Below are 26,250 nucleotides of genomic sequence, written 5' to 3' on the forward strand. Positions count from 1 at the left end.
CTCATTCCGGCCACGTCCCGATCGTTTGTAGTCTCGGGGCATGTCAGATGGGCTGTTCGAACTGATGGAAAGCCTCGCGGCGCCAGGCGCGGGGCCGGTGCTCCCGGCCGTCCCGGTGATCGCGGACGCCGGGTCGATCGAGCGGTGCGAGGGGCTGCGGCGGCACGCGTGCCGTCCCTCGTACCGCCGCTGAGGGGCGGCATGGGTCCCGCCGCCGAGGGGCTGCGGCTGCTGCGCGCGGTGGTCCTCGGAACGGTCACCGCCCTGCTCGACGTCGTGTTCCTGCTGCTCACGCTGCCGTTCGCCGGCCGACCGGCCGTGCGGGGGGCGGCCCGGCGGCTGGTCGCGCTCGAGGCTCGCCGCCTGCGTCTCGACCCCGCCGCCCTCGAACTCGACACAGATCGCCCGGACGGGCGGGAGCTGCGCTACCTGGCGGCCAGGGTGCCGGTGGGCGTACTCGGCGGCCTGGTATTCACCCTGCTCGTCTACGGCGCCGAGATGGCCGTCGCCCTCTCCTGGTCCTGGGGGAGGGGCCTGCCGTTCGACGGCATGACGCCGAGCCTGCCACTGCTCGCCTACGCCTTCCTGGGGGGCGTCGTCCTGCTGTTCCTGGACCTGTCGGGCCTGGTGGGGGTGCACACACTGGAACGGCGGCTGGCCGTACGCATGCTCGGCCCCGACCCCACCGACGCGCTGCGGCGCCGCATCACCGAGCTGGCCGAGAGCCGCGCGGGCGTGCTGGAGGCCGTCGACTCCGAGCGGCGCAGGATCGAGCGGGACCTGCACGACGGGCTGCAGCAGCGACTGGTGGCGCTGTCCATGCTGGTCGGCCGGGCGCGCAGAGGACGCTCAGAACTGCTCGCGCAGGCGCACGAGGAGGCGCAGCAGGCGTTGGCCGAGCTCCGTGAGGTCGCCTGGCGGGTCTACCCGTCGGGGCTGGACTCCCTCGGGCTCGCCAACGCGCTGGCCGGGGTGGCCGAGCGCTCCGGCGTCCCGGTCAAGGTCGTCTGCGAGCTGTCCGCCCGGCCGCCGATGGCGGTGCAGACGGCGTCGTACTTCGTGGTCAGCGAGGCGGTGACCAACGCCGCCAAGCACGCCCGCGCCACCGCGATCACCGTTGAGGTTCGCGAACGCGACACAATGGTCATCGTGCGTATACAGGACGATGGCGTGGGCGGGGCGAGCGCGGCGGGTGGCGGCCTGTCGGGCCTGGCCCGGCGGGTGGCCGCGCTGGACGGACGCCTCCGCGTCGACAGCCCGCCCGGCGGGCCCACCACGATCACCGCGGAGCTCCCGTGCGGGTGATCCTGGCCGAGGACTCCACGCTGCTGCGCGAGGGGCTCGTCCGGCTGCTGCTGGAGGAGGGCCACGAGGTCCCGGCCGCGGTCGGCGACGGTGAGGCGCTCGTCGCCGCGGTCGCCGAGCACCGGCCCGACGTGGTGGTCGCCGACGTGCGGATGCCGCCGACCCACACCGACGAGGGGCTGCGGGCGGTGCTGGAGATCCGGCGGCGCCACCCGGGAACGCGTGTGCTGGTCCTGTCGCAGTACGTCGAGAAGCGCTACGCCACCGAGCTGATGACCGGTGACGTGGACGGGGTGGGCTACCTGCTCAAGGACCGGGTGGCCCAGGTCGCCGACTTCCTCGACGCGCTCGACCGCGTCGGCGCCGGGGGAGCGGCCTTCGACCCCGAGGTGGTGCGCCAGCTCCTGGCCAGGACCACCCACGCCGATCCGCTGAGCCGCCTCACCTCCCGCGAGCGCGAGGTGCTCGACCACATGGCCCAGGGCCTGACCAACGCCTCCACCGCCGAGCGGCTGCACGTCTCCCAGAGCGCCGTCGAAAAACACGTCAACGCCATCTTCGACAAACTCGGCCTGCTGCACGTCACCGGCTACAGCCGCCGGGTCCTGGCCGTGCTGCGCTACCTCGGCTCCTGAGCTTGAGTCTCAACCTCCGGCAGGGCGGCGCGAGCCCGCGATGCCCGGCGACCTCGGGTTCTCCACCACCACAACAAGGTCCACGGTGCGCTCGGGCCCTCGCCGAACGTGCGAACGCCTGGCTCAAGGTGCGTCTCAAGGCGCTTCGCGACGTTGGCGAGTGCCCCTGGAAGATCGGTGGCATCGTCGACGCGGCGCTCGTATGAGCCGTCGCTCCAACACGTCGGCCAGGTCGCTATCAGGCGCCGCGACGTCGACGCGGCGCTCGTATGAGCCGTCGCTCCTTGGTCAGGCGACTCTGATGTCTATCTGCGGGGAGTGCTTCGGATCCATCCAGCGCAGCACCCGCAGCAGTTTGTCGACCGGCAGGCTGACACAGCCACTGGTGGGCGCGCCGGTGCTGACGTGGAGGAAGATCGCGCTACCCAGGTGGGGTGTGCGGTCCTCGGTGTTGTAGGCGATCACGGCGCCGTAGTTGTAGGCCGGGGGGTTCATCATGTTCTCGGGAGCGACCCCCGGGTCGGCGTGGCGGGTGTCCACCCACCTGTTGTAGAGAGGACTGGCGGAATCGTCGTTCCACTTGTCGTAGGAGAGCGCCTGCCGGTAGGGGAACTTCACCCCGGGATCGGGTTTGGCCCCGAACATGAAGTCGAACCCGTACGTGCCGGACGGGGTGCGCCCGTCGCCCTCCCGCTTCTGGCCCGGCGGGGCGATGCCGCTCTCGCCGACGTTCGCCGTCCACGGCCCGTACGTCTTCACCCAGCGGCCGTTCTTCGCGGTGTAGGCGACCAGCGTGGCAGTGCTCTTCTGGTAGGCGTCGGCCGTCACGGTGATGAGCTGCCGTCCCGGCGATGGGGGTGGCAGGGCGGCGGCCGTGGAGGCGGAGACGGCACGAGCACCGAAAAACCCGCTGAAAGCCATGACGAGTACGAACAGAGCGGCGCTCACGAGGGAGACTGTTCTCGAGTTCGCGGGCGCTCTCCGGTCAACGTTGTCCATACGTGCAGGTTAGCCAGGTGAGAGGCGTGCTCGGTGTGGCTGAGGGCCAGGTCAGAGCCTCGCCCATGTTAGATGCCTCGCTCGCGTCGGACGTTCTTGACCGCGTCGTACGGTGATGTCGGCCCCGGCTCATATCCGGCCAGAGCTCACCGGCCGGCGGCCCCACGCCGTCGAAACGGCCGCCGGTGGCTCCCACCGTGGCACGACACCGGGAGATCTCATCGCGGAGGCGTCATCGTCCGTTCTGGGAGAAGTGCTGGTAGTCCTTCGCGGTCGACCATGATCCGCCCCAGCTCCAGCCGATCTTCTTGAACGCGCGAACCACATCGTCACCGGGGTTGATGACTCCTGGCCGGTCCAGGGGTCGCCGAACGTAGCCCTTCGCGTTCGGGGGATCGACGGTGCCGCCTGGATAAGGGTGGATGTAGGGGTTCTCTCGGGTGTTGACATCGATCGCCAGGCCGTAGGCGTGTTGGGACCAGTTGCCGGTGGTCCCGACGCGCCGGCAGTTGAAGGCCGAGGTGTTGTCCGCCGCCATGGAGGCGTCGTCGCTGCCCTTGTAGGCCTCCACCGGCTGCATCTGCCGAATGGGAAAGCGCTGACCGTACAGCTCCTTGAAGACCGAGACGACCTGGTCGGCAACCGATTCGTTGATCACCATCTTTCCCGTGTGGGGCCTGCCGTCGAAACCCCAGTAGGTCATGCTGATCATCCTGAGGTCGTCGGGTTGCACCGGGCACCCCCGGTGCCAGGAATAGCGGAGCCGGCCCGGGGACACCGGCGTCACCGTGGCGGTGAACGCCTGTGATGTGCCCGGGGCAGGGGTCACCGGCGGGGACGCCGCAACCGTCACCGCGGCGATTCCCGTCACGCTGAGTAGAGCGAGTGCCGCCGCAGCCGACGTGTGGCGTGGAATGAATGCCATCTCCCCAGACTAGGACCCTCCATCTGCCTGCTCTCATCGATACCCCCGCCCTGACGAGGCGCGGAGAACCCGCATGGACGGCGCCTGCGAACCGTAAGGGGCGGAAGGCGATCCGCAGGCGGGCGAAAACGTACCGCGATCAACGAGATCAACGGGACGCAGTGATGATCTATGCGTCCGCGGTGGACAGAAGCCGCGTCGATCTGTCACCATTCTGGACATGATCTTTGGAAAGGGCGACGCCGCCTTCACCCGATGAGCGTTCTTGTGCAGCGGGAAGCTGCGCAAATTCGTGAAAAATGGCTGGGCTGGGCGTTGTCGACGCTGCCCGCCGACCGACCGGCCGCAGAGGCCGCCATCTCCGGGCTGTACCGTCTGATCGGACTTGCCCCGCCGCGTTTCCACTGGGTCCCGTCACCGGTCGCGGCCCTGACGACCGTCCCGCCGGGTTTGCGTCCACGGCCTTCGGAGACCGTCGATCGCATGTCCGAATGGCCTCTGCCACCTCGGTTCTCCTTGCTGATGAGACAGCTGTGCAGAGAGCTCGACGCCCAGGTCAGATGGGTCCATCAGCCGATGGATCATCTGATTCACCAGGAGGTTCACAGCTCGCTTTCGCGATCCGTCAACGATTCGATCTTCATGGCGCTTCGGGCGGCGCACGACTCGCGGCACGGCTGGTACGGGGCGCACTGCGTCTCCTGGGTCGCCCACTACGACGCCCTCCGCCGAGCGGCCGGAGTGGTCTTCACCCCTGAGCAGAGCCGACGGTTCGATCTGTGGGCGACAGTGGTCCGGTCATGCGGCTGGTGGTGGCCTCATGAAGACGTGTGTGTCATCTCCGAGCGGCCCGTCGCCGTACACACGGAGGTATCGGGCGACGACGGCCAAGTACGGCTGCACTGTGCGGACGGCCCCGCGCTGCGTTACGCGGACGGGTGGGACGTGCACGCCTGGCACGGGACGCGGGTGCCCTCCTGGGTGGTCACGGATCCGAGCGTCCGGCGGATCGAGCGGGAGGCCAACGTCGAGGTCAGGCGGTGCGCGATCGAGCACATCGGCTGGGCGTCCTACATCGACCAGGCCGGGCTGCGGCTGGTCGCCTCCGCGCCGGACCCCGGCAACCCCGGCTCGGAACTGCGGCTCTACGACCTGCGAAAAGAGACCAGGGTGCTCATGGTGGTCAACGGGTCCGTCGAACGCGACGGGCGCCGCCGCCGGTACGGGCTGACCGTGCCGGGCTTCCTCGAAGATCCGATCGCCGCCGCCGGCTGGACCTACGGGCTGTCCGCCGAGCAGTACTCCCTTCTCCTCCGACGAACCTGAGGTGACTTTTATGACTGTGACACTTGCTTCGCTTTCCCAGCAGACCGGACTCGCCGTGCTCGACCATCTTGAGCGGTCGGTGAGCATCCCCGTCGTCGACGGCCTCCAGGCACAGGGCGACCTCATCGTCGTCCCGCTCTCCGTCATCGCGTCGTCCGTGAGCGTCCGGCACAGCGTCCGCTGGAGGGACGTACCTTCCGAGGGAGTCGAACTGCTCCGTGGCGAGGCCGGGGGCAACCCGCACACGCTGGTCGCCGACCCGGACACCTGCCGGTGGACGGTCGACGTGTCGGACTCCGACGGGCTGGCGATCGGCGTCTTCGAGACCTCGGCCGTCGCCTACCTGCTGCATCCCGAGCACGGGGCCACGGGCTGCACGCCGGGTACGTACGTCATCCGGCGGCAGCGCGAGCACGAAGGGCACAGGGCACGCCTCGTCGCGGACTGATCTCCGGCGCGTTCGGTCAGACTTCCCCGAAGCTGAGGAAGCCTGATCGAACGCCGCCATCAATGACGACTGGTGTTCGGTGAACGATGTTCGATTCGCACGGGAATATCTGCGCGGGTCAGGCCCGGTCGAAGGGTGCGACATCGCCCATTCGAATCGAACTCGGTGGAAGCCGGACCCCCACCCTCGCGAACATGCACCCCGAGTCGGCCAGTTCCCAGCGTCGGATTCGGAGCGCGTCTTCCCGGGCGGAGGAGAGGCCGGTTACCGCAGCAGGGCAACGGTAAGCGGAAGATGCGCCGACCGGCTATTCCACGTACGGTGCCTGGTCGCTCAGGCCGATCTCGATGCGCCGCCGCAGGGCGGGATGGACGGGATGGTCGCTCAGGTCGGTGGGGGCCACCCAGCGCACCTCCCGCGCTTCGCGGGGGTCTGGCGCTATCGTGCCGCCGATCACGCGGGCCCGCAGGCAGATATTGACCGGTTGCCGTACCTCGTCGACCTTGTCCTTGTGCATGTAGACGATCACGTGGTCCGGAGAGGAGAAGACGCCGACGAGGCCGATGATCTCGACTTTCAGGCCGGTCTCCTCCTCGCACTCCCGGATGGCGCACTGCGCGACGGTCTCGCCTTTCTTGAGGCCGCCCGTGGGGATGGTCCACAGGTCGTTGTCGGTGCGCTTCAGCAGCAGCACGGCGCCTTCGTCGTTGCGGACGAACACGCTCGCCGACGGCTTGCGGCTGGTCGGCTTGGGAGCGTCCGGGTCCTGCCAATAGTCGATCCTGCGGCTGCGCTTGCTCACAGGTCATCCTCCTCGATGGGCCGTGCACCCGCCCATACCCGCTCGTAGGACTCCAAGTACGTGTTGTAGTAGGCGCCGTCGATGCGGCGAATGTGCAGCGTTGGTGTGTACGCCGCCAGAATCCCGTAGACGTGGACGTTGACCAGCATCTCGTCGTCGAATCTGTAGATCGAGTTGTACAGCGGGGTGTCGTGCAGGCGGATCTCCACCGCGGGAGGCATGTTCTGCGTGTAGTAGGCCATCACCGCCGCGACCCGCCCGGCGACGCCGCCTCCGATGCGGTGCTCGGCGTCGCGGTACCCGAGCTGCTTGCCCTTGGAGTCCCCCAGGAGCAGCCTTACACGGGCGCCCGCGTTCGCCTTGGCGGTGAGGGTGGGAATCCAGTCGGGGTGCTCCTCGGTGAGGAACAGGCCCGCGTACGCGAGCAGGTCGATCGTGCGCTCGGCGCCGCGCAGCAGCTCGGTCCACAGGTGGCGGGGGACGTCGCTGCGCCGTGGATAGGTGGCCACGAGCTCGGCACCGGCCAAGGAGGCGCCGTTGACCGCATCGGGCCAGAGGTAGCTTTCCTCTTCCCTAAGAATCGAGGCCACGCGGTAACGCGTCTTTGGGTACGGCACCGACTCGCTGCTCAACCAGCGTTCGACGGTTTTGGTCGATACCTCAGCGGCCTCGGCGAGGCTCGCGATGTCGTGTCCCGCGCGGTGAAGCGCTCGGCGAAGGCGTTCGTTGACCACACCACCATGCTGCCATCTTTCGACAACTTCTGATGTTTTCTCTGAAGGTAGTTGTCGCTAGATGTCTAGCAGTGTCGATGTGCTGTCCGGTGACCCACCGTCACCCTGAGAGAACACCGCGGAAGGGCATCCCTTGCACAGCTGAGGTATCACTCACGGAAGCCGACACATGACATCTGCACAGTTGCAAGACGCAGACGCCCCGCAGGCTCCTCCCAACCCTGCGGAGCTGATCAAGCAGCTTGTTGAAGCCGCGCAGGAGCGCGGTCTGACCGTCAAGCAGGTCGCCAACGCGATTCTGCATTTCTCCCGGCCGCCCGACTACAGCGAAGCAGACGGGCCTGAAGATCAGGCGTTGGCTCAAGCGTTTTTCACCGGACTGTCTCAGCTGGTCGTCCTCGTGAAGGACCGCCAGGCAACTCAACCCGAGGGCAAACCAACCCGCCTCGCCTGGTACTGGTGGTGGCAGGGCGATCGTCTTGCCGGCCCAGGCAGATCCGACGAAATGGAGCGTCTCGCCGACGCGGCCGACATCGACGCGGCAGCCGACCGGATCGCGTACGTCCTGAGCCTTGACGGCGAGTCGTCCACCACCTGAGTACGTCGAGTTCCCGTTACGCGACCGGGAACACGTCCGGGGCACGACGAGGAAGGCGAGGAAAGAGCGCGGTCACCATGAGGCTGCCCGGTGTGGACTACAGCGTCGTGCCCGCCCCGGATGGCCTACAGGCCGGAAGCGGTAGCTTCTCAGCGGTGCGACAACGCGTCCAGGCAGGTGCGGAACTCCTCGGCCTGGGCCTCCCCGGCAGGAAGCCGCTGGGCGAAGGCGTTGAGCTGGTCGGCGACGCGGCTAGAATCGACGTCGGTGACAAGCTCGACGGCGCGCCGCGCCGTGTCGAGGGCGCCGTCAAGGTCGTCCTGGTCGAGTTGCGCGTCGGCGATGGCGGTCAGGCCGAGCACGGTGTCACGGGTGTAGTCGACGCCTCGACCGGTCATCCCCTCCTCCAGGAGACGCACCGCGATGTCCGGGCGGCCGAGCTGTACGAAGCCCGCGCCGACCTCGACTGTATGGGACGGCTGGCGCATCCAGTAGATCCACGGCGGGTCCTCGTCCGGGTCGCGACGCCCCCAATGGTCATCAGCGCGAAACAGGACCTCGACGGCTTGGCGGGACTCGCAGACGACGGCGTGGGCGCGGACCTGCCAAGCGTCGAGCATGGCGTGCACCGTGCGCGGCGCTCCGGGGCCGATGCGTTCCCGAGCGGCGTGCAGCAGATTGATCGCGGCACGGCCGTCTCCAGCGTAGGTGTGCTGCATCGCCATGAGCGACAGGATGTAGGCGCCGGTCAGGGTGTCGCCTCCGGCTGCGGAGGTACGCAGCCCGGCGTGCCAGTACCGTGCCGCGGCGGCGTGCCGGTCGCCGTCGAACGCACACCAACCGGCGAAGCGCAGCAGCTCACCGGCCGCGCCATACAGGCGCCGCTTGACCGCTGAACGGTAGCGGCCGCCCTGCAGCAGCCGGGAGATCAGCCGCAGATCGGCCTGGGCGAGGTGTAGGCAGTAATCGCCGCCGACGAGGTCGTCCAGGTGCCACAGCTGGTGGATACGGTTCTCGACCCAGGTCGCCACCTCGGCGTCGACGGTGCCGCCGCCACTGGCGTTAATGATCTTTTCTATGGGGACGGTGGCCCAGGCACCTGCCAATTCGGCGGTTTCATCCCCCGACAGCAGGAGGAAGGATCGCCGGTCGGTGTCCGCACCCATGCACCCCACCATGATCTGTTTCGCCGTCTCAGGTGTCCACGCCTGGTCCAGCGGCTCGGTCCCGTCGGCCGTCAGCAACCACGACGGCCACCCAAGATTCAACACCGTCTGGGCGTCGACCCCCACCTCTGTGGCGATGGCGAGTTGCGCGGCGAGCTCGGGCACGACCTGGTGGTGCTCCCACCTGTAGATCTTCTGTCGGTGGGTGGCCATATTCAGACCTGACCGGCGCCGCACCAGCTCGGCGACGTCGGAGAGAGTCCACCCTCGGCGCTCCCGCAGATAGGTCAGAGGGTGGCGAATCAGAGGCTGATCGCTGCTCATGTCGTGTCCCTTGAAGGGAGGGGGATTACAGCGAGACTACGGCGAGGTCCTGTTGTGCGCCCCTGACACACGCTTGTCTGAGATCAGAACGTGACCAGATAAGTGCGAAGCGCAACAGGAGTATCCGGTGTGGCCGTTGCCTGCTCCTTGCGCCTTTCCGGGAAGGAGCCCCGCATGATCATCCTTGCGTTCGTGGTAGCCGTCGGCAGGTGCGCATGATCCCGCTGGCGCGCGCCGAGTCCACCGAACTCCAAGGCGAGTCGGCGGACATGCCGATGGTCTTCGCAGCGATCACCGAGGCGATCGGCAAGGTCACCGACGTCAGCGAAGCGACGGGCGACCGGCTGGACCGGCGGCTACAGGTCGGCGCCGGGGGACGCGTGCGGCTGCTGGCCGGCGCGCCGGTGCAGCCGAAAGCCGCCGCGGCGGGCACGCTCGTCGTGACGATGGTGCTGGAGGAGACAACCGGCCTGCTGCCCGGCCAAGTGAGGGACATCCTGGCCGCTGTGCGGCGGGTGCCGTTCACCGCGACCGAGATGACCGCGCTACGCGACCAGATGCCGCTCACGGCCGAGCTGCCGCTGTTCACGCCTCCGGGATGTTTGGCGCAGGTGGCGCCAGTCCTGACCGTGCACCACATGCGCGACTTCCTCGTGCTGGTGGAAGCGGTGCAGGCGATGGGGGTTGCGCCGGAGGCCATCACCGTCCTGGACAAGGGCTACCCCTACCGGCACACAGCCCGGGTGGACGCCCACCTGAGCAGGCAGGGCATCGCGGTGTGGCCATGGACGCGGGCCGCGGACGCGTTGGACGACCACGCCCAGCGTGCGACCCTTCTCGGCCGCAAGGGGCTGCTGGTCGACGACGGCGGCTACACGCTGCCGGTGCTGCTGAAGCACCGCCCCGACCTGCTGCCGCACTTCACCACCGGCCTGGTCGAGCAGACGATCTCCGGCATCACGCGGCTGGAGCCGTGGCGGCAGCTGCCGCTGCCGGTCTTCTCCGTCGCCCAGTCCAGGATGAAGGCCACTGTGGAGTCCTATGGCGTCGCCGACGCGGCGATCCGCAACGCCCTGCGGCTGCTGCCCGAGGAGAAACTTGAGGGGCAGGCCGCGCTGGTCATCGGGCATGGGCGCATCGGCGAGCAGATCGCCCAGGTGCTGCGGTCGCGGCGGATGCGGGTCGCCGTCCACGACCGGCAACTGGTGCGCCTCATCGCCGCCCACGAGCAGGGCTTCGTCACCGGCCGCTGCCTGAGCACGCTGCTGCGCGAGCACCGGCCGAAGCTGATCGTCGGCAGCACCGGCTGCACCAGTGTGCGCGGCGAGCACGCCGCCGCTATCGGCGGCGACTGCTACCTGGTGTCGACGACCTCCCGGGACCGGGAGTTCGCGATCGCCGAACTCGCCGAGGAGGCCGTAGAGGTCAGCGACGCCGGCGTGCTGGGCATCCGCCTGCGTCTGCCATCGGGAGCCTGGGCAACAATCGTCGGCGACGGATACCCGGTGAACTTCCACCACGCCGAGTCGCTGCCGAACGCCTACTCCGACCTGATCCTCGCCAGCCTCCTCGTGGGGGCGGCCACCCTCGCCACCCCCGGCCACGGCTTCACTCCGGGGCACAACGTCGCCGCCTCCGACCGGGTGCTGGAGTCGTGCGGCCTGCTGGAGCGCTACTACTCGCGGTTCGGCCCGAAGAGCACATGAGGACCACCGAGCAGGGGGAGCGCTACTTCACCGCCGTTGACGCGGGAGCGATGTTCGAGCCGGGCCTGGTCACCAGCAGCACGGACCGGCGCCGCGTCTGGTACGCCATCCCCGACCCGGCTGATGCGGTACGGGTGGCGCTGACTGTCGCCCGCCGCTCCTGGCTCGACGCCGTGACGGTCGTCCCCGCCGGCGCCGCTTTGGCACAGGCGGGCCTGGCCATGGCGTTCGGCGAGCACCTGCACGAGGTGCGGTACCGCCGTGGCCTGCGCGGGGCGTGCGTGACCAGCCCTCTGCCGCCGCCCCTGCCACGGTCGGGGCTGTGCCGCCTGCCGCACCTGACCACCGTCGAAGGCCCCGACGAGACGTGGCGGGACGCGGTGGTGTGGGAGGTCATGACCGCCGAACGGTTTCGTGCCTGGCTCGGCCGTGACCCGGTCAGCCTCACCACGGTCGAGGAGTGGCTGCCGAAGCTGCTGGCCCTGCGCGGCGCCGTCCGCGCCGGCACCCTGCCCGACACCCCGGCGGTTCACGCGCTGCAGCAGCTGCTACAGACCCGCTACCTGTCGATCCGCCTGGTGCTGGAGCACCCGTCGTTGTTCGCATCCCTACTGTCACCCAAGGAGACACGTTGACCAACAGCTGGCTTTCGACGTCCGGCGAGGACCTGTCGGCCGGGTACGCGCGGCACATGGCCACGCTGCGCGGCGCGGTACGGCACGCGCTGGTCGCCCGCGCCCTGCGCACCCACCTGCCCGCCGGCTCGCAGCAGGTCCTGGACGTCGGCGGCGGGGATGGCCACCAGGCCGCCCAACTCGCCCGCATCGGCCACCAGGTGACGGTGCTCGACCCCGACCCGGCGATGCTCGCCCAAGCCCGGCAACGGCTGAAGGGCGAACCCGGGCAGGTGCAGCAACGCGTCCGGCTGGTGCAAGGCAGCGGTCACGAAGCCGCGGACTTGGTCGGCGGTGGCTACGACCTGGTGCTGTGCCACGGCGTGCTGATGTACGTCGAGACCCCTGAGGCGTTCGTGGCGGACCTGGTGGCGGCGGCCCGGCCCGGAGGCCTGGTGTCGCTGCTGACGAAGAACCGGGACGCGTTGGCCATGCGGCCGGGCCTGGAAGGACGATGGGCCGATGCGCTGCAGGTGATGAACGCCCACGCCGAGACGGGCAACCTCGGCGTGACCAGCCGGGCGCACACCGCCGCCGACATCGACGCGATGCTGGCGGGCGCCGGAGCCTCCACAACGGCCTGGTACGGGGTGCGGGCCTTCACCGACCACCTGGGCGACATCCCGGTCGGCGACGACTCCGACACGCTCCTTGACGCCGAATGGGAAGCCGGGCGCCACGACCCCTACCGGCGCATCGCCCGCCTGCTGCACTTCATCGCGCAGGCAACCCCGCAGGACATCCCATGACGGCGGCTCCGCTGACCTTCGGCGACGGGTGGAGGGCCGCCCGCGGGCACTGCACCCGGAGCTGCTTCGGCTACCACTCCACGTGGCGGCTCTTCCGGCAGGCCGGGCTGAAAGGCAACCCCCGCTGGCACGAGGACTTCTACCGCAAGGCCCTCACCGGCCGGACCCCGAAACGGGCGTTGGTGTGCGGCTCCTCCGATGAGACCATGCCGCGCCTGCTCACCGAACTGCTGCCCGGCGCGCAGATCGTGGTGACCGACATCTGCCAGACGCCGCTGACGCTCGTCAACGCCTGGGCCGCCTGGTGCGGCCGGGACGTGACGACCATGTGGGCGCAGGCGCCGGAACTCGCCAACGTGCCCGGCCCCTTCGACATGATCGTCACCGATGGGTTGCTGTCCCTGCTGCCCACCCCAGACGACCGGGACGCGGCGCTCGCCCGCTTGGCCGAGTTGCTGACCGACGACGGCGTGCTGCTGTACACCACCCGCATCGCCGGGCCCGCCGGACGGCTGGAGTACGACCTGCCCGGCCGGATGGTTCAGGCGCTGGCCACCGCCGCCGGATGGCCCGGCCCGCCGGGCGAACGGCTACGGCTGGCCCGGCAACGGCTGCGTGGCTCATCGCGGCCCGCCCCGTTCACCACCTCCACCCAGCTACGCGACACCTTCTACACCGAATTCGCCCAGGTGCTCCTGTCCACCCGTGCGGCCGCACCGACACTCGCGTTGGCGCTGCACCCGGCGTTCTGGGCCGGGCGAGGCAGCGTCTGTGTCGGCGTGGCCGCCACTCACCCAAGGAGTCGGCTGTGACACTGCCGATCAGCATCTCCGTCTACCGGCCGGGAACGGCCCTGGATGAGGAACTCGCCGGCCTCGGCTACGCCGCCATGCGCGGCTGGCCGGACCAGCGGCCGGTGACCGCGGCACTGGTGCGGTCCCGGCTGCACCCCCCGGGAGGCGCCTTCCCCACGATCATGGTTGTGGCGCGCTCAGCCACCGGCGCCCTGGCCGGGGCGGCTACGCTGCGCCACCCCGCCGCGCCAGGCGCACCGGCACGACTGTGGGGGCCTGCCGTCGCCCCCGAATGGCAACGGCAAGGATTGGGCACCCTGCTGCTGAAGTACGCCGCCGATTTCCTGCCTCAGGGGATGGTCGTGCTCACCGCGGAGATCCCCGCGACCCGTGAGCACGGCTGCGCGTTCTACACCCGCGCCGGGTGGCGCCCGCACTCCACCGCAGCGCTGCTGAAAGCCCCCATCATCCGTAACCTCGCCGCACCGGGGGAGGACCACCCGGTGGTGCGGTCGGCGGGGCCTGGCGACGCCGCAGCGCTGGGCCGCCTCTACCACGCCGTTCACCCCGGTCACGGGTTCGCCATCGCACAGGACACCTACCCGCGGTGGAGTGGCGACGAGCGGTTCGTCGCCGATGGCCTGCTCGTCGTCGACGGCTCCGACCTGCAGGCCGCGGCCCTGGTCTACCCGCTCATCCACGCCGCCCCCGGCGAGCCCGCAGAAGCATTGCTGGCCGACGTGCTGATCCACCCCGGCGCCGACCGGACGGCCCTGGCCGGGCCGCTGATCGCGGCGGCGCTCGCCGCAGGCGCCCGCCACGACGCCGAAGTGGCCCGCGCCATCGTCCCCACCAGCCACACTGAGCTGCTGGCCGACTTGGGCGCGGCCGGCCTGGCCACGGTGGAGGAGATCCGCTACTACCAGGCGCCGCTGGTGCCGCACACCGAAGGAGAATTCCTGTGACGACATCGGCCCCTGTGTCTCTGCCGAAGCGCACCCTCGGCCGTTGCGGCATCACGGTGCCCGCTGTCGGCATCGGCTGCTGGGGCATCGGCGGACCGGCCGAAAACCTCGGCCTGCCGATGGGCTGGTCCACCGGCGCCTCACCGGAGACGGCCGCCGCCGGCCTGGAGACCGCGTGGCAGATGGGGGCTCGCCTGTTCGACACCGCCGACGTCTACGGGCACGGCCGCTCTGAACGCTTGCTCGGCGACCTGGTCGCGCAGGTGCCGCGCGAGGAGATCGTGCTGGTGTCCAAGGTCGGCTACTTCGCCGGCACCGCACCGCACGGCTTCGACCCCTGGCACATGCGCCACCAGCTGGAGCAGACGCTGGATAACCTGCGCTCCAGCTACCTCGACGTGTACTTCCTGCACCATTCCGACTTCGGTGAGGATGACCGGTGGCTGGAGCCCGCGGTGGAGGCGATGCACTCCTTCCAGCGCGAAGGGCTGATCCGCGCGGTTGGGATGCGTGGCCCGCACCGGTTCGCCCGAGACCGCCTCACCGTCGCCGTCGACCAGCGCGGCGACAAGATCGCCCGGTTTCAGGCGGTGTTCGACAAGGTGCGTCCGGAGGTGCTCGCGGTCCGCGACCACCTGCTGTCCCCGGCGGCCCGCTCCGAAGGCTTCTTCGCGTTCGCGAAGAAGCACCGGGTCGGCGTGCTGATCAACAAACCGCTGGCGCAGGGCCTGCTGACCGGCGCCTACGACCCTGCGGCCATGCCGCTGATCGGCGCCGGCGACCATCGCTCGCGCAAGCGGTGGTTCACCCCCGCGGCGGTCGAGGTCATCACCGAGGGGCTGAACGAGCTGCGCGGCCTGGTCGGGTGGCGCCGCGAGGACCTGATCCATATCGCCTTGTGGGCGTGCCTGGATCGCTATGATCAGGCGGCTGTGCTGGTCGGATTCACCACTCTGGAGCAGGTGGCGATGAACCTGTCCGCGGTGGGCGCGCCCCCGCACCCCGAGGTGATCGACCAAGCCCGCACGATCATGGGGCAGGTGCAGGCCCGCCTCGACGCCCAGGGGGAGGTCTTCACCGACGAGACGGTGAGGGAACGCCAATGAGCGGCGACGACCGCCGGCAGCTCAGCCTCCTGCAGCCGAGGGAACACCACGCTCGCCCCGGCCAGGTGCGCGTCCTGACGCTCAACGTGCAGCACGCCAACCTCGCCCGGTCCCGGCGGCAAGCCGACTGGCTCGCCGCCCAGGACGCCGACGTTGTCGTGCTGACCGAGGTCACGCCTGGAGCGCACGCCATCACCCAAGCGCTGGGCGAGCACGGGTTCAGTGTGCATCTGGGTGACGGCGGCGCGGACTATCTGACGGTCGTCGCCTCCCGAATCGGCAAACAGGATCCGGCTCCGCAGATTCGCCCCGGCTATCTGCCGCACCGGTGCGCCGCCATCCGTCTCCACCTCGACGACGGATCCAGCGTTGGCGTGGTCGGCCTGTACGTGCCCTCCCGCGGTCCCCAGGAGCGGCGCAACGTCGACAAACGCCTGTTCCAGGACGCGGTGGCGGAACTGCTGCCTGCCCTGGCCGATGACCTCGCGGTGACCGGCCCGGTCGTCATCGCCGGAGACCTCAACGTCGTCGAACGGGGTCATCAGCCGCATCATGCGGTGTTCGGCAAGTGGGAGTACACCTTCTACGACGCGTTCGCCGCCGCCGGATACGGCGACGCGTTCCGCCGCCACCACCCCGACCTGGTCGATCACTCCTGGTACGGGCGCCGCAGCGGCGAAGGCTACCGCTTCGATCACCTGTTCTGCTCCCCGGTCGGCGCGGTCGTCGACTGCCGCTACGTGCACGAGCCCCGCACCTCGGGGCTCAGCGACCACGCGGCGATGATCGCGACCATCACTCTGCCCACCGGCACTCTCTAACCCCTTTTTCACCGCGCAGCCCTGAGCGCCCCTGCGGCGCCACAGGGCGGGTTCGTCATGCCCTCATCCACGTATCTCACGTACGGAGGCTTCGCATGCCCCCCATCATCAGCGCCAGCCACAGCCTGCTCCTGGAGGCCATCGGCCGACTCAGGCTCACCCCACTGACCCCCGCCCAGCAGCAGGCGATCCACGACATCCCTCGCAGCCAGCCCAACGCGCTGCGCGACACCATCGTCGGCCTCCTGCCCGGCCGTAACGTCGTACTCACCGGCACGCTGGAGCGGCGGCTGCTCGCCGTCAGCACCGGCCGGCCCGGCGCGTGGCTGCTGGCCGACCTGTCCGGGCAGCCGCACGAAACGCGCGTCTGGCCCGAGTGGGCCACCCAGCACGTGCATCTGGACACCCCCGGCGCGTGGATCAGCCATGCCCTCCTGGCCCCGGCCGCCGTGACCCGGCTGACCCGGCCCCGCATCCTGCTCGCCGCCCTCTACCGCCCCGAGTACTTCCCGCTGCCACGCTTTCCCCTGGCCATCTCCGACCTGGCCCGGGCAGCCCGCTCCACCCTGTCAGGGCGCGTTGACCTGATGGACATGCAGCTCAGCGTCACCCTGGACGACATCATCGACGCGGTCGGCACCAAGCAGCCCGACATCCTCGGCATCAGCGCGACGTTCGGCCAGCACGATCTGATGATCCGCCTGCTGGACGCCGTCCAGGGCAAGGTGCCGCTGATCCTCGTCGGCGGCAGCCTGACCGTCCGCAACGAGGCGCTGCTGCTGGAGAAGTACCCGGAGCTGCTCGTCGCCCGCGCAGCCGGAGAGCCGACCATCCGCGACGTCATCGCGCACTGGCACGGCGACCTTGAGCGCGACCAGGTTCACGGCATCGGCTACGTCGGCGCGGCGCGCGGCGGCGCGATGGCCGTCGGCCGGCGCCGCACCGCGGCGGTGCCCAACCGTGACGCCGACGACTTCTTCCCCGAGCTGGACCTGCTGCAGGACACCTTCGCCCACCAGGGGGTGATGCAGCTGGAGACGACCCGCGGCTGCACCAGCCAGTGCTCGTTCTGCCCGCGCGGCCACAAAGGGATGTGGGCGGGCGGCGCACTCGAGCAGCTGCCGTGGATGCTGGACGCGCTGAAGGAGGAGTTCGCCCGCCACCCCGACATCTCCCGCACCCTGTATCTGGTGGACGAGGAGGCCATCGGACGCGGCGACGACGCCGTCCCGCGGGCCTTGGCCGTCGCCGCCGAGATCACCAAAGCAGGTTTCAAGTGGGAGACGTCATGCCGCATCGACCAGGTCGTCCACCCCGACCACGACCGGGCCTGGCACATCGAGCGGGCCGAGATGTGGCGGGCCCTCGTCCGAGACGGGCTGCGCCGCATGCTGTTCGGGGTGGAGTCCGGTGTCACCTCCATCCTGCGGAGGTTCAACAAGGAAACCACCGGTGAGCAGAACGCGGTGGCGATCCGCACCCTGTCGGCGCTCGGAGTGCCGACCAGGTTCACCTACATCACGTTCGACCAGCTGATGAACCTGGAAGAGCTGCGCGCCACGCACGCCTTCCAGGAGCGGAAAGATCTGCTGCTGCGGCCGCTGCCGCACCTGAGCGCCGAGGAGATCGTCGACGGGGTCCGCGACCCGGCGTTCGTCGCCGAGCACAGCACCGGACGGCCGTTCTACACCGGCATCTCCTACATGCTGGTGTCGATGGAGCCGCTGGTCGGCGCCGCCTACACCCGCATGGTCCAGACCGCCGGCCTGGCCGGGACGGTGCGCCCGGCGATGGGACGCCTCGACGCTCGTTTCGCCGACCCACGTATCGGCGTCTGCTCCGAGCGGGCACAGCTGTGGGTCGACCGGCACTTCGCCCTGGACTACACCCTCAAAAGCCTGGAGAAGGTGCTGGACGGCGAGCCGCGCCGTGAGGTCCGCGCGGCCCGCGTCGTCATCAAGGACGCCGCGTTCGCCGTCTTCACCGCCATGATCAACCTCATCGACGAGCACGCCGACCCGTCGCAGCTGAGGCAGCTCATCACCCGGCTGGACGCCATGCTGGACGAGCAGGTCGAGGTGCTGCGCAGCCGCATGGCCGCCACCGTGCCCAGGGTCGTCGCGGCGCTGCCGCCGCAGGCCGCCGACCGGCTCGTCCACGAGCACAGCCGGTGGGCGGCCACGGCAGGCTGGACATTGATCAACGCGGCTGATCCGTGTGGCACCTGACCCGCTGCAGGTCAGGCAGGCTCGGAGATCGGCACCCAGTTGAACTCCGGGCAGTAGCGGGAGTACGTGGCCAGCTTCCAGACCGCGTACTCCTGCGTCCGGCCGGTGGCGCGCAGCAGATGTTTGACCCAGGTGTGGGCGATCCGCTCCTGTCGGCTCATGCCGGTGTCGATCTCGTCGAGCATGCGGCACGCGACCACGAAGTCCTCCTCGGTCAGCGCCGACAGGTCGATCTCGACGCCGTCTACCTCGAAGGAGAACACCAGCCGGGTGGTGGTGAACCGGGTGTGGCGCTCGCCCTTGAACGCCGCGTGCGGGGCGAGTGCCGCCATCAGCTTCTCGCGATCGGCGACCGGGTAACCGATCCCCAGGTCCAGATCGCTGGTCTCCAGGTTGAGCTGGATCCCGAAGGAGCCGACGTCACGCGGCGGGTGCCCCGTCCAGGACTCGACAAGGTGGGCCGCCGCGGCGCGGACCCGCAGGAGCCGCTCATCCTCAGCGCGCCGTGCCTGCCAGAACGCTTCGGCTCGGCGGAACTCCTCAGCGGTGAAGGACTCGGGGACGGCCCACCCCGCAGCCATGATGGCCTCAAGGTCGAGGGTCGTCACCGGCCCATCCGCGGAGATCGCTTGATCGGTCATCGCGCCAGCGTAGTAACACCGGCATCGTGAACCACGGGAGTTTCCGGATTCCCGACACGAGACAGCGTTGCCAGGGCGCGGCCAAAGAGCCTGGCGGGTCACGCAACGGCATTGAACCAGGCTCGACGCTGCCGGTTCCCGAGGAGAAGGGCCGATTACCAGCTACCGGGTCGCTGACGGTCGCAGGCATCGGCTGCGGTGTCACGGCCCGGTTGAGACGATGCCGGAGGCCGAGGTCACCATGCTGAGCATGGTGAGAACCCTTCTCTGGACCGACGAAGGGACGCTTCAGCGCGGCGCGCGTTCTTGTCGGTGCCGGGTGCCATGATCGGCTGATGCCGAAAAACAGTGCTTCGATCGCGTCCTTCTGGGATGCTTTCGCCGCTTCCTTCGACGAGGAGGCCGACCACGGCCTTCGTGATGCAGAAGTCCGGACCGCATGGGCAGAGCGCTTGCGGTCGTGGATGCCTGACTCGCCCGCCGACGTCTTGGACCTGGGGTGTGGCACCGGCTCGTTGTCCCTGGTGCTCGCCGAGCAGGGCCACCGACCGGTCGGGGTGGATCTGGCGCCGCTGATGGTCGAGCAGGCTCGGCGCAAGCTCACGGAGGCCGGCTTCGACGCCGTGATGATGGTGGGAGACGCGAGCAACCCGCCCGCGCGGGCGGGGGCGTCCTTCGACGTGATCCTCTCCCGTCACCTGCTGTGGACCCTGCCTGATCCGCAGGAGGCGTTGCGCCGATGGATCGGCCTACTGCGCCCCGGAGGGCGTCTGGTGCTCGTCGAGGGGCGCTGGGCGAGTGCCGAGCCGAGCGAGGATCAGCCCTATGAGGTGGAATCGGAGGCGATGCCGTGGATGGGTGGGGTCGAGGCCGAGCGGCTTGTGCGGGTGCTACGCCCGCTGGTCAGGACGTTGCGCGTCGAGCCACTCCTTGACCCCATTTTGTGGGGGCGGCCCATCCAGGACGAGCGATATGCCGTCGTTGCCTTCGCGTAGCGGTTCGCGGTCCGATTCTCCCCGAAGGCCGGAGCGTGTCCCTCTGACATGGGAGGCCCGTGAAGGTATCCGTGTTTGGGGCAGGCGGAGGCCGGCGATTGGCGCGACGATGGGGTGGTGATCACCACCGGAGCGAACGATCTCGGCGGATTCCTGCGCAGCCGGCGTGAACGCCTGACGCCGGCCGCGGCGGGCATCGAGCCCGGCGTCACTCATCGGCGAGTCCCGGGGCTGCGCAGAGAGGAACTGGCCGAGCTCGCCGGGGTCAGTGTCGGCTACTACACGCGGCTTGAGCAGGGCGCCGACGACAGCGCTTCCGCCGCGGTCATCGACGCGCTGGCCACGGCGTTGCGGCTCGATCCCGCCGAGCACGAACACCTGCGGATCCTCGCCGCTCCGAGACGGCCGAGACAGTCGGCCCGGCCTCGTGCCCGACGGACCACGCTGCGGCCGTCGGTGCGTGAGCTGCTCGCCGCGATGCCCGGGACACCGGCGATCGTTGTCGATCACCGCGCTGACGTCCTCGCGTGGAACCGCCTCGGTCACGCTCTGCTGGCCGGCCACGTCGACTTCGACGCCCCGGACACGCGAGTTCGGCCGAACATCGCGCGAATGCTGTTCCTCGACCCGCACCACCGTGCGTTGTATCGCGACTGGAACGCCAAGGCGCAGGTCACCGTCGCGGCCCTGCATCAGGCGGGCGCACGGTACCCGGCCGACCCGGTGCTCGAACAGCTCGTTGGCCGGCTCGCGGCCGGCAGTCCGGAGTTCGCGCGAATGTGGGCGCGACGCCCCGTCCGAACCTGCTCGTACTACCTGCGTGAGCTCGACCATCCTGTCGTCGGGCGAGTGACCCTGGCGAACGAGACGGTCACCCTGCCCGACGACGACCAGCAGATGGGGCTGTTCTACGCGCCTCCCGGCACACCTGACGCCGACGCGCTCACATTGCTGGCACGGACCCTCGATCGGCACCTCACGCCGGAAACCCCGTCTCGGAAGGAGAACGCACGATGAGGATCATCGTCGTCGGCGGCGCCGGCACCATCGGGCGGCGACTGGTGCCCGCACTGCGATCCAACGGCCACGACGTTGTCGTGGCCGGACGCACCTCGGGCGACGTCCACGTCGACCTGGTCTCGCCCGCGACCATCGAGGCCATGTACCGCGAGGTCGGGACGGTCGACGGTGTCGTGAGCATCGCGGCGCACGGTGCGCTCGACGAGTTCAGGACACTGACATCGGACGCGCTGTACGAGAACATGCGAGCCAAGTTCTTCGGGCAGGTCGATCTGGTTCTCATCGGCCGGCACCGCTGCGCCGACGGCGCGTCCTTCACCCTGACATCTGGAGTCTTCGCCGACCAGGCATGGCCGCACGTCACCGGCGGCGGCGTCATCAGCGGCGCACTGCACAGCTTCGTCCTGTCGGCCGCGATCGAACTACCACGGGGTATGCGGATCAACGTGGTCAGCCCCACGATGGTCGGCGATTCTGTCGCCACCTTCGGCGAGCACTTCCCCGGCATGCGTCCGGTAGCGATGGACGAGCTCGTCGGCCACTATCTGCACTGCGTCGAAGGCGACGACACCGGCGGCGTCATCCGCGCGTATGGATGACCGCGCTCCTCGCGCCTGTCGGGCACGCCACGCGACGCACACCTTTGAACGGGCACTTCGGATCCCGCGGACACGTCGTACACCGCCACGGGAACAGCGCCGCGGACATCGCCCGCGCGGCGCGCGGGCAGCTTACGACGGTCGCCTTCGATCGAAGGTCGGCGGTGGGTGATGATGGTGGTTATGGCGTTGTCGACGGCGTTCACGGAGTTGTTCGGTGTCCAGCACCCGATCGCACTGGCGCCGATGGGCGGGTCGGCCGGTGGCGCGCTGGCGGCGGCCGTCTCTCGCGGCGGAGGGCTCGGGTTGCTGGGCTCGGGCGACGGGGATCGCGACTGGCTGGCTCGCGAGGTGCCGATCGTCGCGGGGAGTACCGGCAAGCCGTGGGGCGTTGGTTTCCTGACCTGGGCGATAGACGTCGGCGCGGTCGAGTACGCGCTGGAGTACGACCCCGCTGCGGTGATGTTGTCCTTCGGTGACCCGAGCCCGTTCGCCGACCGCGTCCGCGAGGCGGGTGCGGCGCTGATCATTCAGGTCACCACCTTGGACGAGGCCAGGCAGGCGGTGGACCTGGGCGCCGATGTCATCGTGGCGCAAGGCACGGAAAGCGGTGGGCATGGGGCCCGGTACGGGCGATCCACCTTGCCGTTCGTGCCCGTGGTGGTGGATCTGGCGGCGCCGGTGCCGGTGTTGGCGGCCGGTGGGATCGCCGATGGCCGCGGCGTGGCCGCCGCCCTGGCTCTCGGCGCCGCCGGGGCACTCATCGGCACCCGTTTCCATGTCACGACCGAGGCTCTCGCGGATCCCTCGATCATCAAGACGATCATCGAGGGCGGTGGGGAGGACACCGAGCGCAGCAGCGTGCTGGATGTCGTCCGAGGCTCCCGGTGGCCGTCGGAATACACCGCTCGCACCCTCGGCCACCCCTACCTTGATCGATGGCGGGGCCGGGAAGCCGAGCTCGCCGCCGACCCCCAGGCCCGGCGGGCCTATCGCGATGCCGTGGCGGGAGGCGAGGTGCCCCCGCTGCCGGTATGGGCCGGCGAGGCCATCGACCTCATCAACGACCTGCCCTCCGCGGCCGATCTTGTCGCTGCCCTGGCCGCGCAGGCCGAGGACGCGCTGGCGCGGGCGGGAAGACGCTGAACGGATCTGACCCACCCATCAGTTCACCGTCGAGACCGTCCGCGCCTACAAACCCGCTCAGCAGGTCTACCACCTGGTGGCCCAGGAACTGGACGTGCCGCCGTCCACCTGCCTCATGGTCGCCGCCCACGTCTGGGACACAATGGGCGCCCAGAGCGCCGGCTACACCGCGGGCCTCGTCACCCGGCCGGGCAACGCGCCCTTGCCGGTGGCCTCCCTGCCACAGCCCAACCTCGTCGCGCCCGACCTCCCGGCCCTGGCCGGGCAACTGATCCAGCGCCGGCGCCCATAAGCCGCACGTCACCGGCTACAGCCGCCGCGCGCTATCTCGGGGAGCCCTGTAAGAGCCGAGGTCAGGGCCGGAGCGGGTCCTTGTCGGCGGGGGAGAGGTCGCTGGGCCAGAGGCGGTAGACGTTCAGGCGCGTCTCGTAGTACTTGTCCGTCTCCCCGACCCACTGCATGCCGATGCGTTTGGCCGTTCCCGCGCCGCGGTCGTTGTTCACCCGGACGACCGCGACGAGCTCGTGGGCGCCGATGGAGAACGCCCACGCGGCCAGGGCGCGGCCGGCCTCGGTGGCGTAGCCCTTCCCCCAGGCGTCGGGGGAGAGCTGCCAGCCGATCTCGATGTCCTCCTCGTCGGGCGGCAGGTATCGCAGGGAGAGGCCGCCGACGACCCGCTGGTCGGAGTTGCGGATGATCGCCCACCGGCCCAGCGGGGGTGTCAGGGCGCCGCGGCTGCGGGCCCACGACTCCAGCGTGGCCCGCATCGCCTGCTCGCCGTCGAGTTGCGTCATCGCCGGGGACAGCCACCGGGTGACCTCCGGGGCGCCGTAGATACCGAGGGCCTCACCGGCGTCGTCGGGACTCCAGTCACGCACCGTGAGGCGGGCGGTGGTCAGTAGGGCCATGTTTTCCTCTCCCTGACGAGTTGACCGGCCGTACGGCGACGAGAGGACGCCGAGCTGGAGAAAATATCGTTTTCTTGCCGGAAATGTCCGATGTATTGCACTTGTGAGGGTACGCCTATTCGCCGGGCGGCGACCAGGCCGGGCGGGAATCACCCGGCCTCGACGCCCGGAGGGTCACCCGTGACCGCCCGACCTCTCCCAGAGGCGGGTCGGCGGTGCCGGAGCCCACCAGGCCCATCTGCCCGGCAACCGCATGCCGGCCCCTCCTGAGCGCGGGGACGCCCGGGAGGGATGACCGGCGTCAGCCCTCCAGGGCGTACCGCATCACGCGGAGCTTGGCCTCGGCCTCGGCGAGCTCGGAGGCGGGATCGGAGTCGCCCATGATGCCGCAGCCGGCGAACAGCCGGGCCGTGGAACCCTCGATCTGGGCGCAGCGCAGCGCGATGCCCCACTCGCCGTCGCCCCGCGCGTCGATCCAGCCCACCGGCCCGGCGTACCTGGCGCGGTCCATGCCCTCCAGTTCGCGGATGACGCCGAGCGCCGCCCCGGTCGGGGTGCCGCCGACGGCGGCGGTCGGGTGCATCGCCGCCACCACGTCCAGGACCGAGGCCCCGTCCGACAGCCGCCCGCTCACCGGGCTGGCCAGGTGCTGGACGTTGGAGAGCACCAGGAGCTCGGGCTCCTCGGGGATCTTCAGCTCGGCGCAGAGCGGGTCGAGCGCCTCGCGCACCGAGGCGACCGCGCAGGCGTGCTCGTGGCGGTTCTTCTCCGAGGTGAACAGGGCCGCGCCGCGCGCCACGTCGTCGGCCTGGTCGGCGCCCCTCGGGGTCGTGCCGGCCAGCACCAGGGACTCGATGGTCCCCCCGGTGCGCCGGACCAGCAGCTCGGGCGTGGCGCCGACCAGCCCCGCGCAGGAGAAGGTGTAGCACTCCGGGTAGCGGCCGGCCAGGCGGGTGAGCAGCAGCCGGACGTCGATCGGCCGCTCCGCGACGGCGGTCAGGTCGCGGGCCAGCACGGTCTTCTCCAGCAGGCCCGACCTGATCCGCCGGACGGCCCTGGCCACGGCGTGCTCCCACTCGGGCGCGGTCAGGCTGCCGTCGCCGTAGCGGATCCTGCCCGGGGCGCGGAGCGGGGTGACCGCGTCGAGCTGCCGCTCGCCGACGGTGGTCAGCCAGGCGCGGCCGTCGCGGCGGGCGAGGATGGTCTGGGGGACGACGAGGACCGAGCCGGGCGCCTCCGGGTCGAAGGTGAACGAGCCGAAGGCGACGGGACCCGAACCGGGCGCCGTCACGTCGTCGTCGACGTGCGCCTCGCCGAAGAGGTCCGACAGCCGGTCGCGGGCCCAGTCGAAACGCCGGGGGCCGGGCGGCACGGCCAGGCGGATGGCCTCGCCCCAGGCGACGAGACCCTCCCCGTGCCTGACCCAGGCGTAGGGGGCGGTCTCCGGCAGTCGTGCGAACAGGTCCCCGGGGTCGTCGACGGGGGTGGTCGTCACCACGAGAGGACGGGTTGATCCGAGCGCTACACTCACCCCCGCCACTCTATGCGGGAAACTGAACGTGTTCGACGGCGGTTCTCCCATCAGCACACCCGCCACGCGGTGTCAAGAAAACCAAGGCACTCGGTCAATGGACCCTACCGTCCTGGCCTGCGGTGATACATCCGAAGCAGACGCGATCTCTCAGCGGAGGTGCCATGCTTCGCACGACTGTGACAGCACTCACAGGGCTGACCGCCCTCACGACCGCCTGGGCGATCCCGGCCGGAGCCACCCGGACGGCGGAACCCTGGCGGCCGGTGATCATGGCCGCGCTCGGTGACTCCATCAGCGCGGGGTTCAACGCCTGCGGCTGGTATCTCCCCTGCACCTCGCGCTCCTGGTCCACCGGTGACCACCAGAGCGTCCGGAGCCAGTACGTGAGGCTGCGGGCCGTGGGCGTGGCCGTCGCCGGGAACAACGTGAACCTCGCCGTCCCCGGCTCCACCAGCGCCGACCTCGCCGGGCAGGTGACCCGGGCGGTCGGCCGGCGTGCCGACTACGTGACGGTGCTGATCGGCGCCCAGGACGCCTGCGTGTCGGAGGAGCGGCTGATGACCCCCGTGGCCGTCTACGAGAGGCGGGTGGCCGAGGCCCTCGCGCTGTTCCGGGCCGGGCGGCCCGGCGGCCGGGTGTTCGTGGCGAGCATCCCCGACGTCAAGCGGCTGTGGCAGATCGGCAGGAAGAACCCGGTGGCGCGCGGGTTCTGGGCGGTGGGCCGGATCTGCCCCACCATGCTGGCGCGGCCCACCTCGACCTCGGCGGCCGACCGGGCGCGCCGCGACCGGGTGCGCGCCCGGGTGGCCGATTACAACGCCGCGCTCGCCAGGGTCTGCGCGGCGTACGGCCCCGCCTGCCGGTTCGACGGCGACGAGGTGTTCAGGCAGCGGTTCACGATCGGCCACCTGAGCAAGTGGGACTTCTTCCACCCCAACGCCGCGGGCCAGAAGCTGATCGCGGAGAAGACCTACGCGATGATGCGCGACTGGCTCACCGAGGAGGACACCGAGCCCGCTCCCGTTCTCGTTCCCTGACGCCGCCGTGGCCGGTTCCTCCTCGCGGGCGGTCGTCCCGCGAGGGGGTGCCGCCGGGCTCCCAC

Annotated in this window: 27 protein-coding genes and 1 pseudogene; 20 read left to right on the plus strand and 8 right to left on the minus strand. The window is 70.0% G+C overall.

The window, feature by feature from the left end:
• The first annotated feature begins 40 nt into the window (after positions 1 to 40).
• From OG587_RS26225 to OG587_RS26235, 3 genes are read left to right on the plus strand one after another with little or no spacing between them, the layout of a single operon-like run.
• On the plus strand, positions 41 to 193 hold the full coding sequence (locus OG587_RS26225; protein ID WP_329079754.1) for a hypothetical protein: 153 nt from the start codon (positions 41 to 43) through the stop codon (positions 191 to 193).
• Complete coding sequence (locus OG587_RS26230; protein WP_329079756.1) at positions 169 to 1,305, plus strand: sensor histidine kinase; 1,137 nt, start codon at positions 169 to 171, stop codon at positions 1,303 to 1,305. The genes OG587_RS26225 and OG587_RS26230 overlap by 25 nt, the downstream gene beginning before the upstream one ends.
• Complete coding sequence (locus tag OG587_RS26235) at positions 1,296 to 1,940, plus strand: response regulator transcription factor (RefSeq protein WP_329079758.1); 645 nt, start codon at positions 1,296 to 1,298, stop codon at positions 1,938 to 1,940. The genes OG587_RS26230 and OG587_RS26235 overlap by 10 nt, the downstream gene beginning before the upstream one ends.
• A gap of 288 nt (positions 1,941 to 2,228) precedes the next feature.
• Here OG587_RS26235 and OG587_RS26245 read toward each other — a convergent pair whose 3' ends face one another.
• Both OG587_RS26245 and OG587_RS26250 read right to left on the minus strand, forming a co-directional pair.
• The gene (locus OG587_RS26245; RefSeq protein ID WP_329079759.1) at positions 2,229 to 2,888 is read right to left on the minus strand and encodes a L,D-transpeptidase family protein; all 660 of its coding nucleotides are present in this window, start codon (positions 2,886 to 2,888) and stop codon (positions 2,229 to 2,231) included.
• A 283-nt stretch (positions 2,889 to 3,171) separates the two neighbouring features.
• Positions 3,172 to 3,864, minus strand: coding sequence for a M15 family metallopeptidase (locus OG587_RS26250; protein ID WP_329079762.1), 693 nt, complete (start codon positions 3,862 to 3,864; stop codon positions 3,172 to 3,174).
• A 642-nt stretch (positions 3,865 to 4,506) separates the two neighbouring features.
• On the opposite strand from OG587_RS26250, the gene OG587_RS26255 reads away from it, so the two are divergent.
• Positions 4,507 to 5,190 (plus strand): DUF6745 domain-containing protein, encoded by a 684-nt coding sequence (locus tag OG587_RS26255; RefSeq protein WP_329079763.1) that lies wholly within the window; start codon positions 4,507 to 4,509, stop codon positions 5,188 to 5,190.
• Positions 5,191 to 5,200: 10 nt separating this feature from the next.
• Positions 5,201 to 5,638: a hypothetical protein gene (locus OG587_RS26260; RefSeq protein WP_329079765.1), complete on the plus strand. Its 438-nt coding sequence runs from the start codon at positions 5,201 to 5,203 to the stop codon at positions 5,636 to 5,638.
• Between the two features lie 307 nt (positions 5,639 to 5,945).
• Here OG587_RS26260 and OG587_RS26265 read toward each other — a convergent pair whose 3' ends face one another.
• Positions 5,946 to 6,440, minus strand: a complete 495-nt coding sequence (locus tag OG587_RS26265; RefSeq protein ID WP_329079766.1) for an NUDIX domain-containing protein — start codon at positions 6,438 to 6,440, stop codon at positions 5,946 to 5,948.
• Entirely contained in the window at positions 6,437 to 7,030 is a 594-nt protein-coding gene (locus OG587_RS26270) for an XRE family transcriptional regulator (RefSeq protein ID WP_329079768.1), read from the minus strand. Before OG587_RS26270 ends, OG587_RS26265 begins: the two co-directional genes overlap by 4 nt.
• 313 nt (positions 7,031 to 7,343) lie before the next feature.
• Between OG587_RS26270 and OG587_RS26275 the strand changes: the two genes are divergently transcribed.
• Positions 7,344 to 7,772, plus strand: a complete 429-nt coding sequence (locus tag OG587_RS26275) for a hypothetical protein (protein WP_329079770.1) — start codon at positions 7,344 to 7,346, stop codon at positions 7,770 to 7,772.
• A gap of 149 nt (positions 7,773 to 7,921) precedes the next feature.
• Here OG587_RS26275 and OG587_RS26280 read toward each other — a convergent pair whose 3' ends face one another.
• The gene (locus OG587_RS26280) at positions 7,922 to 9,262 is read right to left on the minus strand and encodes a helix-turn-helix domain-containing protein (RefSeq protein WP_329079771.1); all 1,341 of its coding nucleotides are present in this window, start codon (positions 9,260 to 9,262) and stop codon (positions 7,922 to 7,924) included.
• Between the two features lie 209 nt (positions 9,263 to 9,471).
• On the opposite strand from OG587_RS26280, the gene OG587_RS26285 reads away from it, so the two are divergent.
• The 8 genes from OG587_RS26285 to OG587_RS26320 all read left to right on the plus strand — a co-directional run bounded on the left by OG587_RS26285 (position 9,472) and on the right by OG587_RS26320 (position 18,305).
• On the plus strand, positions 9,472 to 10,968 hold the full coding sequence (locus OG587_RS26285; protein ID WP_329079773.1) for a hypothetical protein: 1,497 nt from the start codon (positions 9,472 to 9,474) through the stop codon (positions 10,966 to 10,968).
• Entirely contained in the window at positions 10,965 to 11,603 is a 639-nt protein-coding gene (locus tag OG587_RS26290) for a hypothetical protein (RefSeq protein WP_329079775.1), read from the plus strand. The genes OG587_RS26285 and OG587_RS26290 overlap by 4 nt, the downstream gene beginning before the upstream one ends.
• Complete coding sequence (locus OG587_RS26295; RefSeq protein ID WP_329079778.1) at positions 11,600 to 12,391, plus strand: methyltransferase; 792 nt, start codon at positions 11,600 to 11,602, stop codon at positions 12,389 to 12,391. Before OG587_RS26290 ends, OG587_RS26295 begins: the two co-directional genes overlap by 4 nt.
• A complete protein-coding gene (locus OG587_RS26300) occupies positions 12,388 to 13,203 on the plus strand; it encodes a class I SAM-dependent methyltransferase (RefSeq protein ID WP_329079779.1) in 816 nt (271 codons plus the stop codon). Before OG587_RS26295 ends, OG587_RS26300 begins: the two co-directional genes overlap by 4 nt.
• The gene (locus OG587_RS26305; protein ID WP_329079781.1) at positions 13,200 to 14,150 is read left to right on the plus strand and encodes a GNAT family N-acetyltransferase; all 951 of its coding nucleotides are present in this window, start codon (positions 13,200 to 13,202) and stop codon (positions 14,148 to 14,150) included. The genes OG587_RS26300 and OG587_RS26305 overlap by 4 nt, the downstream gene beginning before the upstream one ends.
• On the plus strand, positions 14,147 to 15,256 hold the full coding sequence (locus OG587_RS26310; protein WP_329079783.1) for an aldo/keto reductase: 1,110 nt from the start codon (positions 14,147 to 14,149) through the stop codon (positions 15,254 to 15,256). The genes OG587_RS26305 and OG587_RS26310 overlap by 4 nt, the downstream gene beginning before the upstream one ends.
• The gene (locus OG587_RS26315; RefSeq protein WP_329079785.1) at positions 15,253 to 16,077 is read left to right on the plus strand and encodes an endonuclease/exonuclease/phosphatase family protein; all 825 of its coding nucleotides are present in this window, start codon (positions 15,253 to 15,255) and stop codon (positions 16,075 to 16,077) included. Before OG587_RS26310 ends, OG587_RS26315 begins: the two co-directional genes overlap by 4 nt.
• Before the next feature lie 95 nt (positions 16,078 to 16,172).
• Positions 16,173 to 18,305, plus strand: a complete 2,133-nt coding sequence (locus OG587_RS26320; protein ID WP_329079787.1) for a B12-binding domain-containing radical SAM protein — start codon at positions 16,173 to 16,175, stop codon at positions 18,303 to 18,305.
• Between the two features lie 11 nt (positions 18,306 to 18,316).
• Here OG587_RS26320 and OG587_RS26325 read toward each other — a convergent pair whose 3' ends face one another.
• Positions 18,317 to 18,946, minus strand: a complete 630-nt coding sequence (locus OG587_RS26325; protein WP_329079789.1) for a hypothetical protein — start codon at positions 18,944 to 18,946, stop codon at positions 18,317 to 18,319.
• 335 nt (positions 18,947 to 19,281) lie between these two features.
• On the opposite strand from OG587_RS26325, the gene OG587_RS26330 reads away from it, so the two are divergent.
• The 5 genes and pseudogenes from OG587_RS26330 to OG587_RS26350 all read left to right on the plus strand — a co-directional run.
• Positions 19,282 to 19,941 (plus strand): class I SAM-dependent methyltransferase, encoded by a 660-nt coding sequence (locus OG587_RS26330; RefSeq protein WP_329079790.1) that lies wholly within the window; start codon positions 19,282 to 19,284, stop codon positions 19,939 to 19,941.
• A gap of 117 nt (positions 19,942 to 20,058) precedes the next feature.
• On the plus strand, positions 20,059 to 20,958 hold the full coding sequence (locus tag OG587_RS26335) for a helix-turn-helix transcriptional regulator (protein ID WP_329079791.1): 900 nt from the start codon (positions 20,059 to 20,061) through the stop codon (positions 20,956 to 20,958).
• Positions 20,955 to 21,560 (plus strand): short chain dehydrogenase, encoded by a 606-nt coding sequence (locus OG587_RS26340; protein ID WP_329079793.1) that lies wholly within the window; start codon positions 20,955 to 20,957, stop codon positions 21,558 to 21,560. The genes OG587_RS26335 and OG587_RS26340 overlap by 4 nt, the downstream gene beginning before the upstream one ends.
• 183 nt (positions 21,561 to 21,743) lie before the next feature.
• Complete coding sequence (locus OG587_RS26345) at positions 21,744 to 22,706, plus strand: nitronate monooxygenase (RefSeq protein ID WP_329079795.1); 963 nt, start codon at positions 21,744 to 21,746, stop codon at positions 22,704 to 22,706.
• Positions 22,707 to 22,737: 31 nt separating this feature from the next.
• Positions 22,738 to 22,998 (plus strand): annotated as a pseudogene (locus OG587_RS26350) (HAD hydrolase-like protein); the annotation flags it as partial.
• A 61-nt stretch (positions 22,999 to 23,059) separates the two neighbouring features.
• Here OG587_RS26350 and OG587_RS26355 read toward each other — a convergent pair.
• Entirely contained in the window at positions 23,060 to 23,614 is a 555-nt protein-coding gene (locus OG587_RS26355; protein WP_329079797.1) for a GNAT family N-acetyltransferase, read from the minus strand.
• 301 nt (positions 23,615 to 23,915) lie between these two features.
• The gene (locus OG587_RS26360; protein WP_329079799.1) at positions 23,916 to 25,145 is read right to left on the minus strand and encodes an isochorismate synthase; all 1,230 of its coding nucleotides are present in this window, start codon (positions 25,143 to 25,145) and stop codon (positions 23,916 to 23,918) included.
• Positions 25,146 to 25,324: 179 nt separating this feature from the next.
• On the opposite strand from OG587_RS26360, the gene OG587_RS26365 reads away from it, so the two are divergent.
• On the plus strand, positions 25,325 to 26,185 hold the full coding sequence (locus OG587_RS26365) for a GDSL-type esterase/lipase family protein (RefSeq protein ID WP_329079800.1): 861 nt from the start codon (positions 25,325 to 25,327) through the stop codon (positions 26,183 to 26,185).
• Positions 26,186 to 26,250 lie beyond the last annotated feature (65 nt).

It is taken from the genome of Streptosporangium sp. NBC_01469 (genome assembly GCF_036227305.1).
Lineage (GTDB): Bacteria > Actinomycetota > Actinomycetes > Streptosporangiales > Streptosporangiaceae > Streptosporangium.

Coding starts and splice junctions, on each gene's coding strand:
- OG587_RS26225 (WP_329079754.1), top strand. CDS start 41: ATGTCAGATGGGCTGTTCGAACTGATGGAAAGCCTCGCGGCGCCAGGC.
- OG587_RS26250 (WP_329079762.1), bottom strand. CDS start 3,864: ATGGCATTCATTCCACGCCACACGTCGGCTGCGGCGGCACTCGCTCTA.
- OG587_RS26255 (WP_329079763.1), top strand. CDS start 4,507: ATGGCGCTTCGGGCGGCGCACGACTCGCGGCACGGCTGGTACGGGGCG.
- OG587_RS26260 (WP_329079765.1), top strand. CDS start 5,201: ATGACTGTGACACTTGCTTCGCTTTCCCAGCAGACCGGACTCGCCGTG.
- OG587_RS26275 (WP_329079770.1), top strand. CDS start 7,344: ATGACATCTGCACAGTTGCAAGACGCAGACGCCCCGCAGGCTCCTCCC.
- OG587_RS26280 (WP_329079771.1), bottom strand. CDS start 9,262: ATGAGCAGCGATCAGCCTCTGATTCGCCACCCTCTGACCTATCTGCGG.
- OG587_RS26290 (WP_329079775.1), top strand. CDS start 10,965: ATGAGGACCACCGAGCAGGGGGAGCGCTACTTCACCGCCGTTGACGCG.
- OG587_RS26300 (WP_329079779.1), top strand. CDS start 12,388: ATGACGGCGGCTCCGCTGACCTTCGGCGACGGGTGGAGGGCCGCCCGC.
- OG587_RS26315 (WP_329079785.1), top strand. CDS start 15,253: ATGAGCGGCGACGACCGCCGGCAGCTCAGCCTCCTGCAGCCGAGGGAA.
- OG587_RS26320 (WP_329079787.1), top strand. CDS start 16,173: ATGCCCCCCATCATCAGCGCCAGCCACAGCCTGCTCCTGGAGGCCATC.
- OG587_RS26325 (WP_329079789.1), bottom strand. CDS start 18,946: ATGACCGATCAAGCGATCTCCGCGGATGGGCCGGTGACGACCCTCGAC.
- OG587_RS26330 (WP_329079790.1), top strand. CDS start 19,282: ATGCCGAAAAACAGTGCTTCGATCGCGTCCTTCTGGGATGCTTTCGCC.
- OG587_RS26340 (WP_329079793.1), top strand. CDS start 20,955: ATGAGGATCATCGTCGTCGGCGGCGCCGGCACCATCGGGCGGCGACTG.
- OG587_RS26345 (WP_329079795.1), top strand. CDS start 21,744: ATGGCGTTGTCGACGGCGTTCACGGAGTTGTTCGGTGTCCAGCACCCG.
- OG587_RS26355 (WP_329079797.1), bottom strand. CDS start 23,614: ATGGCCCTACTGACCACCGCCCGCCTCACGGTGCGTGACTGGAGTCCC.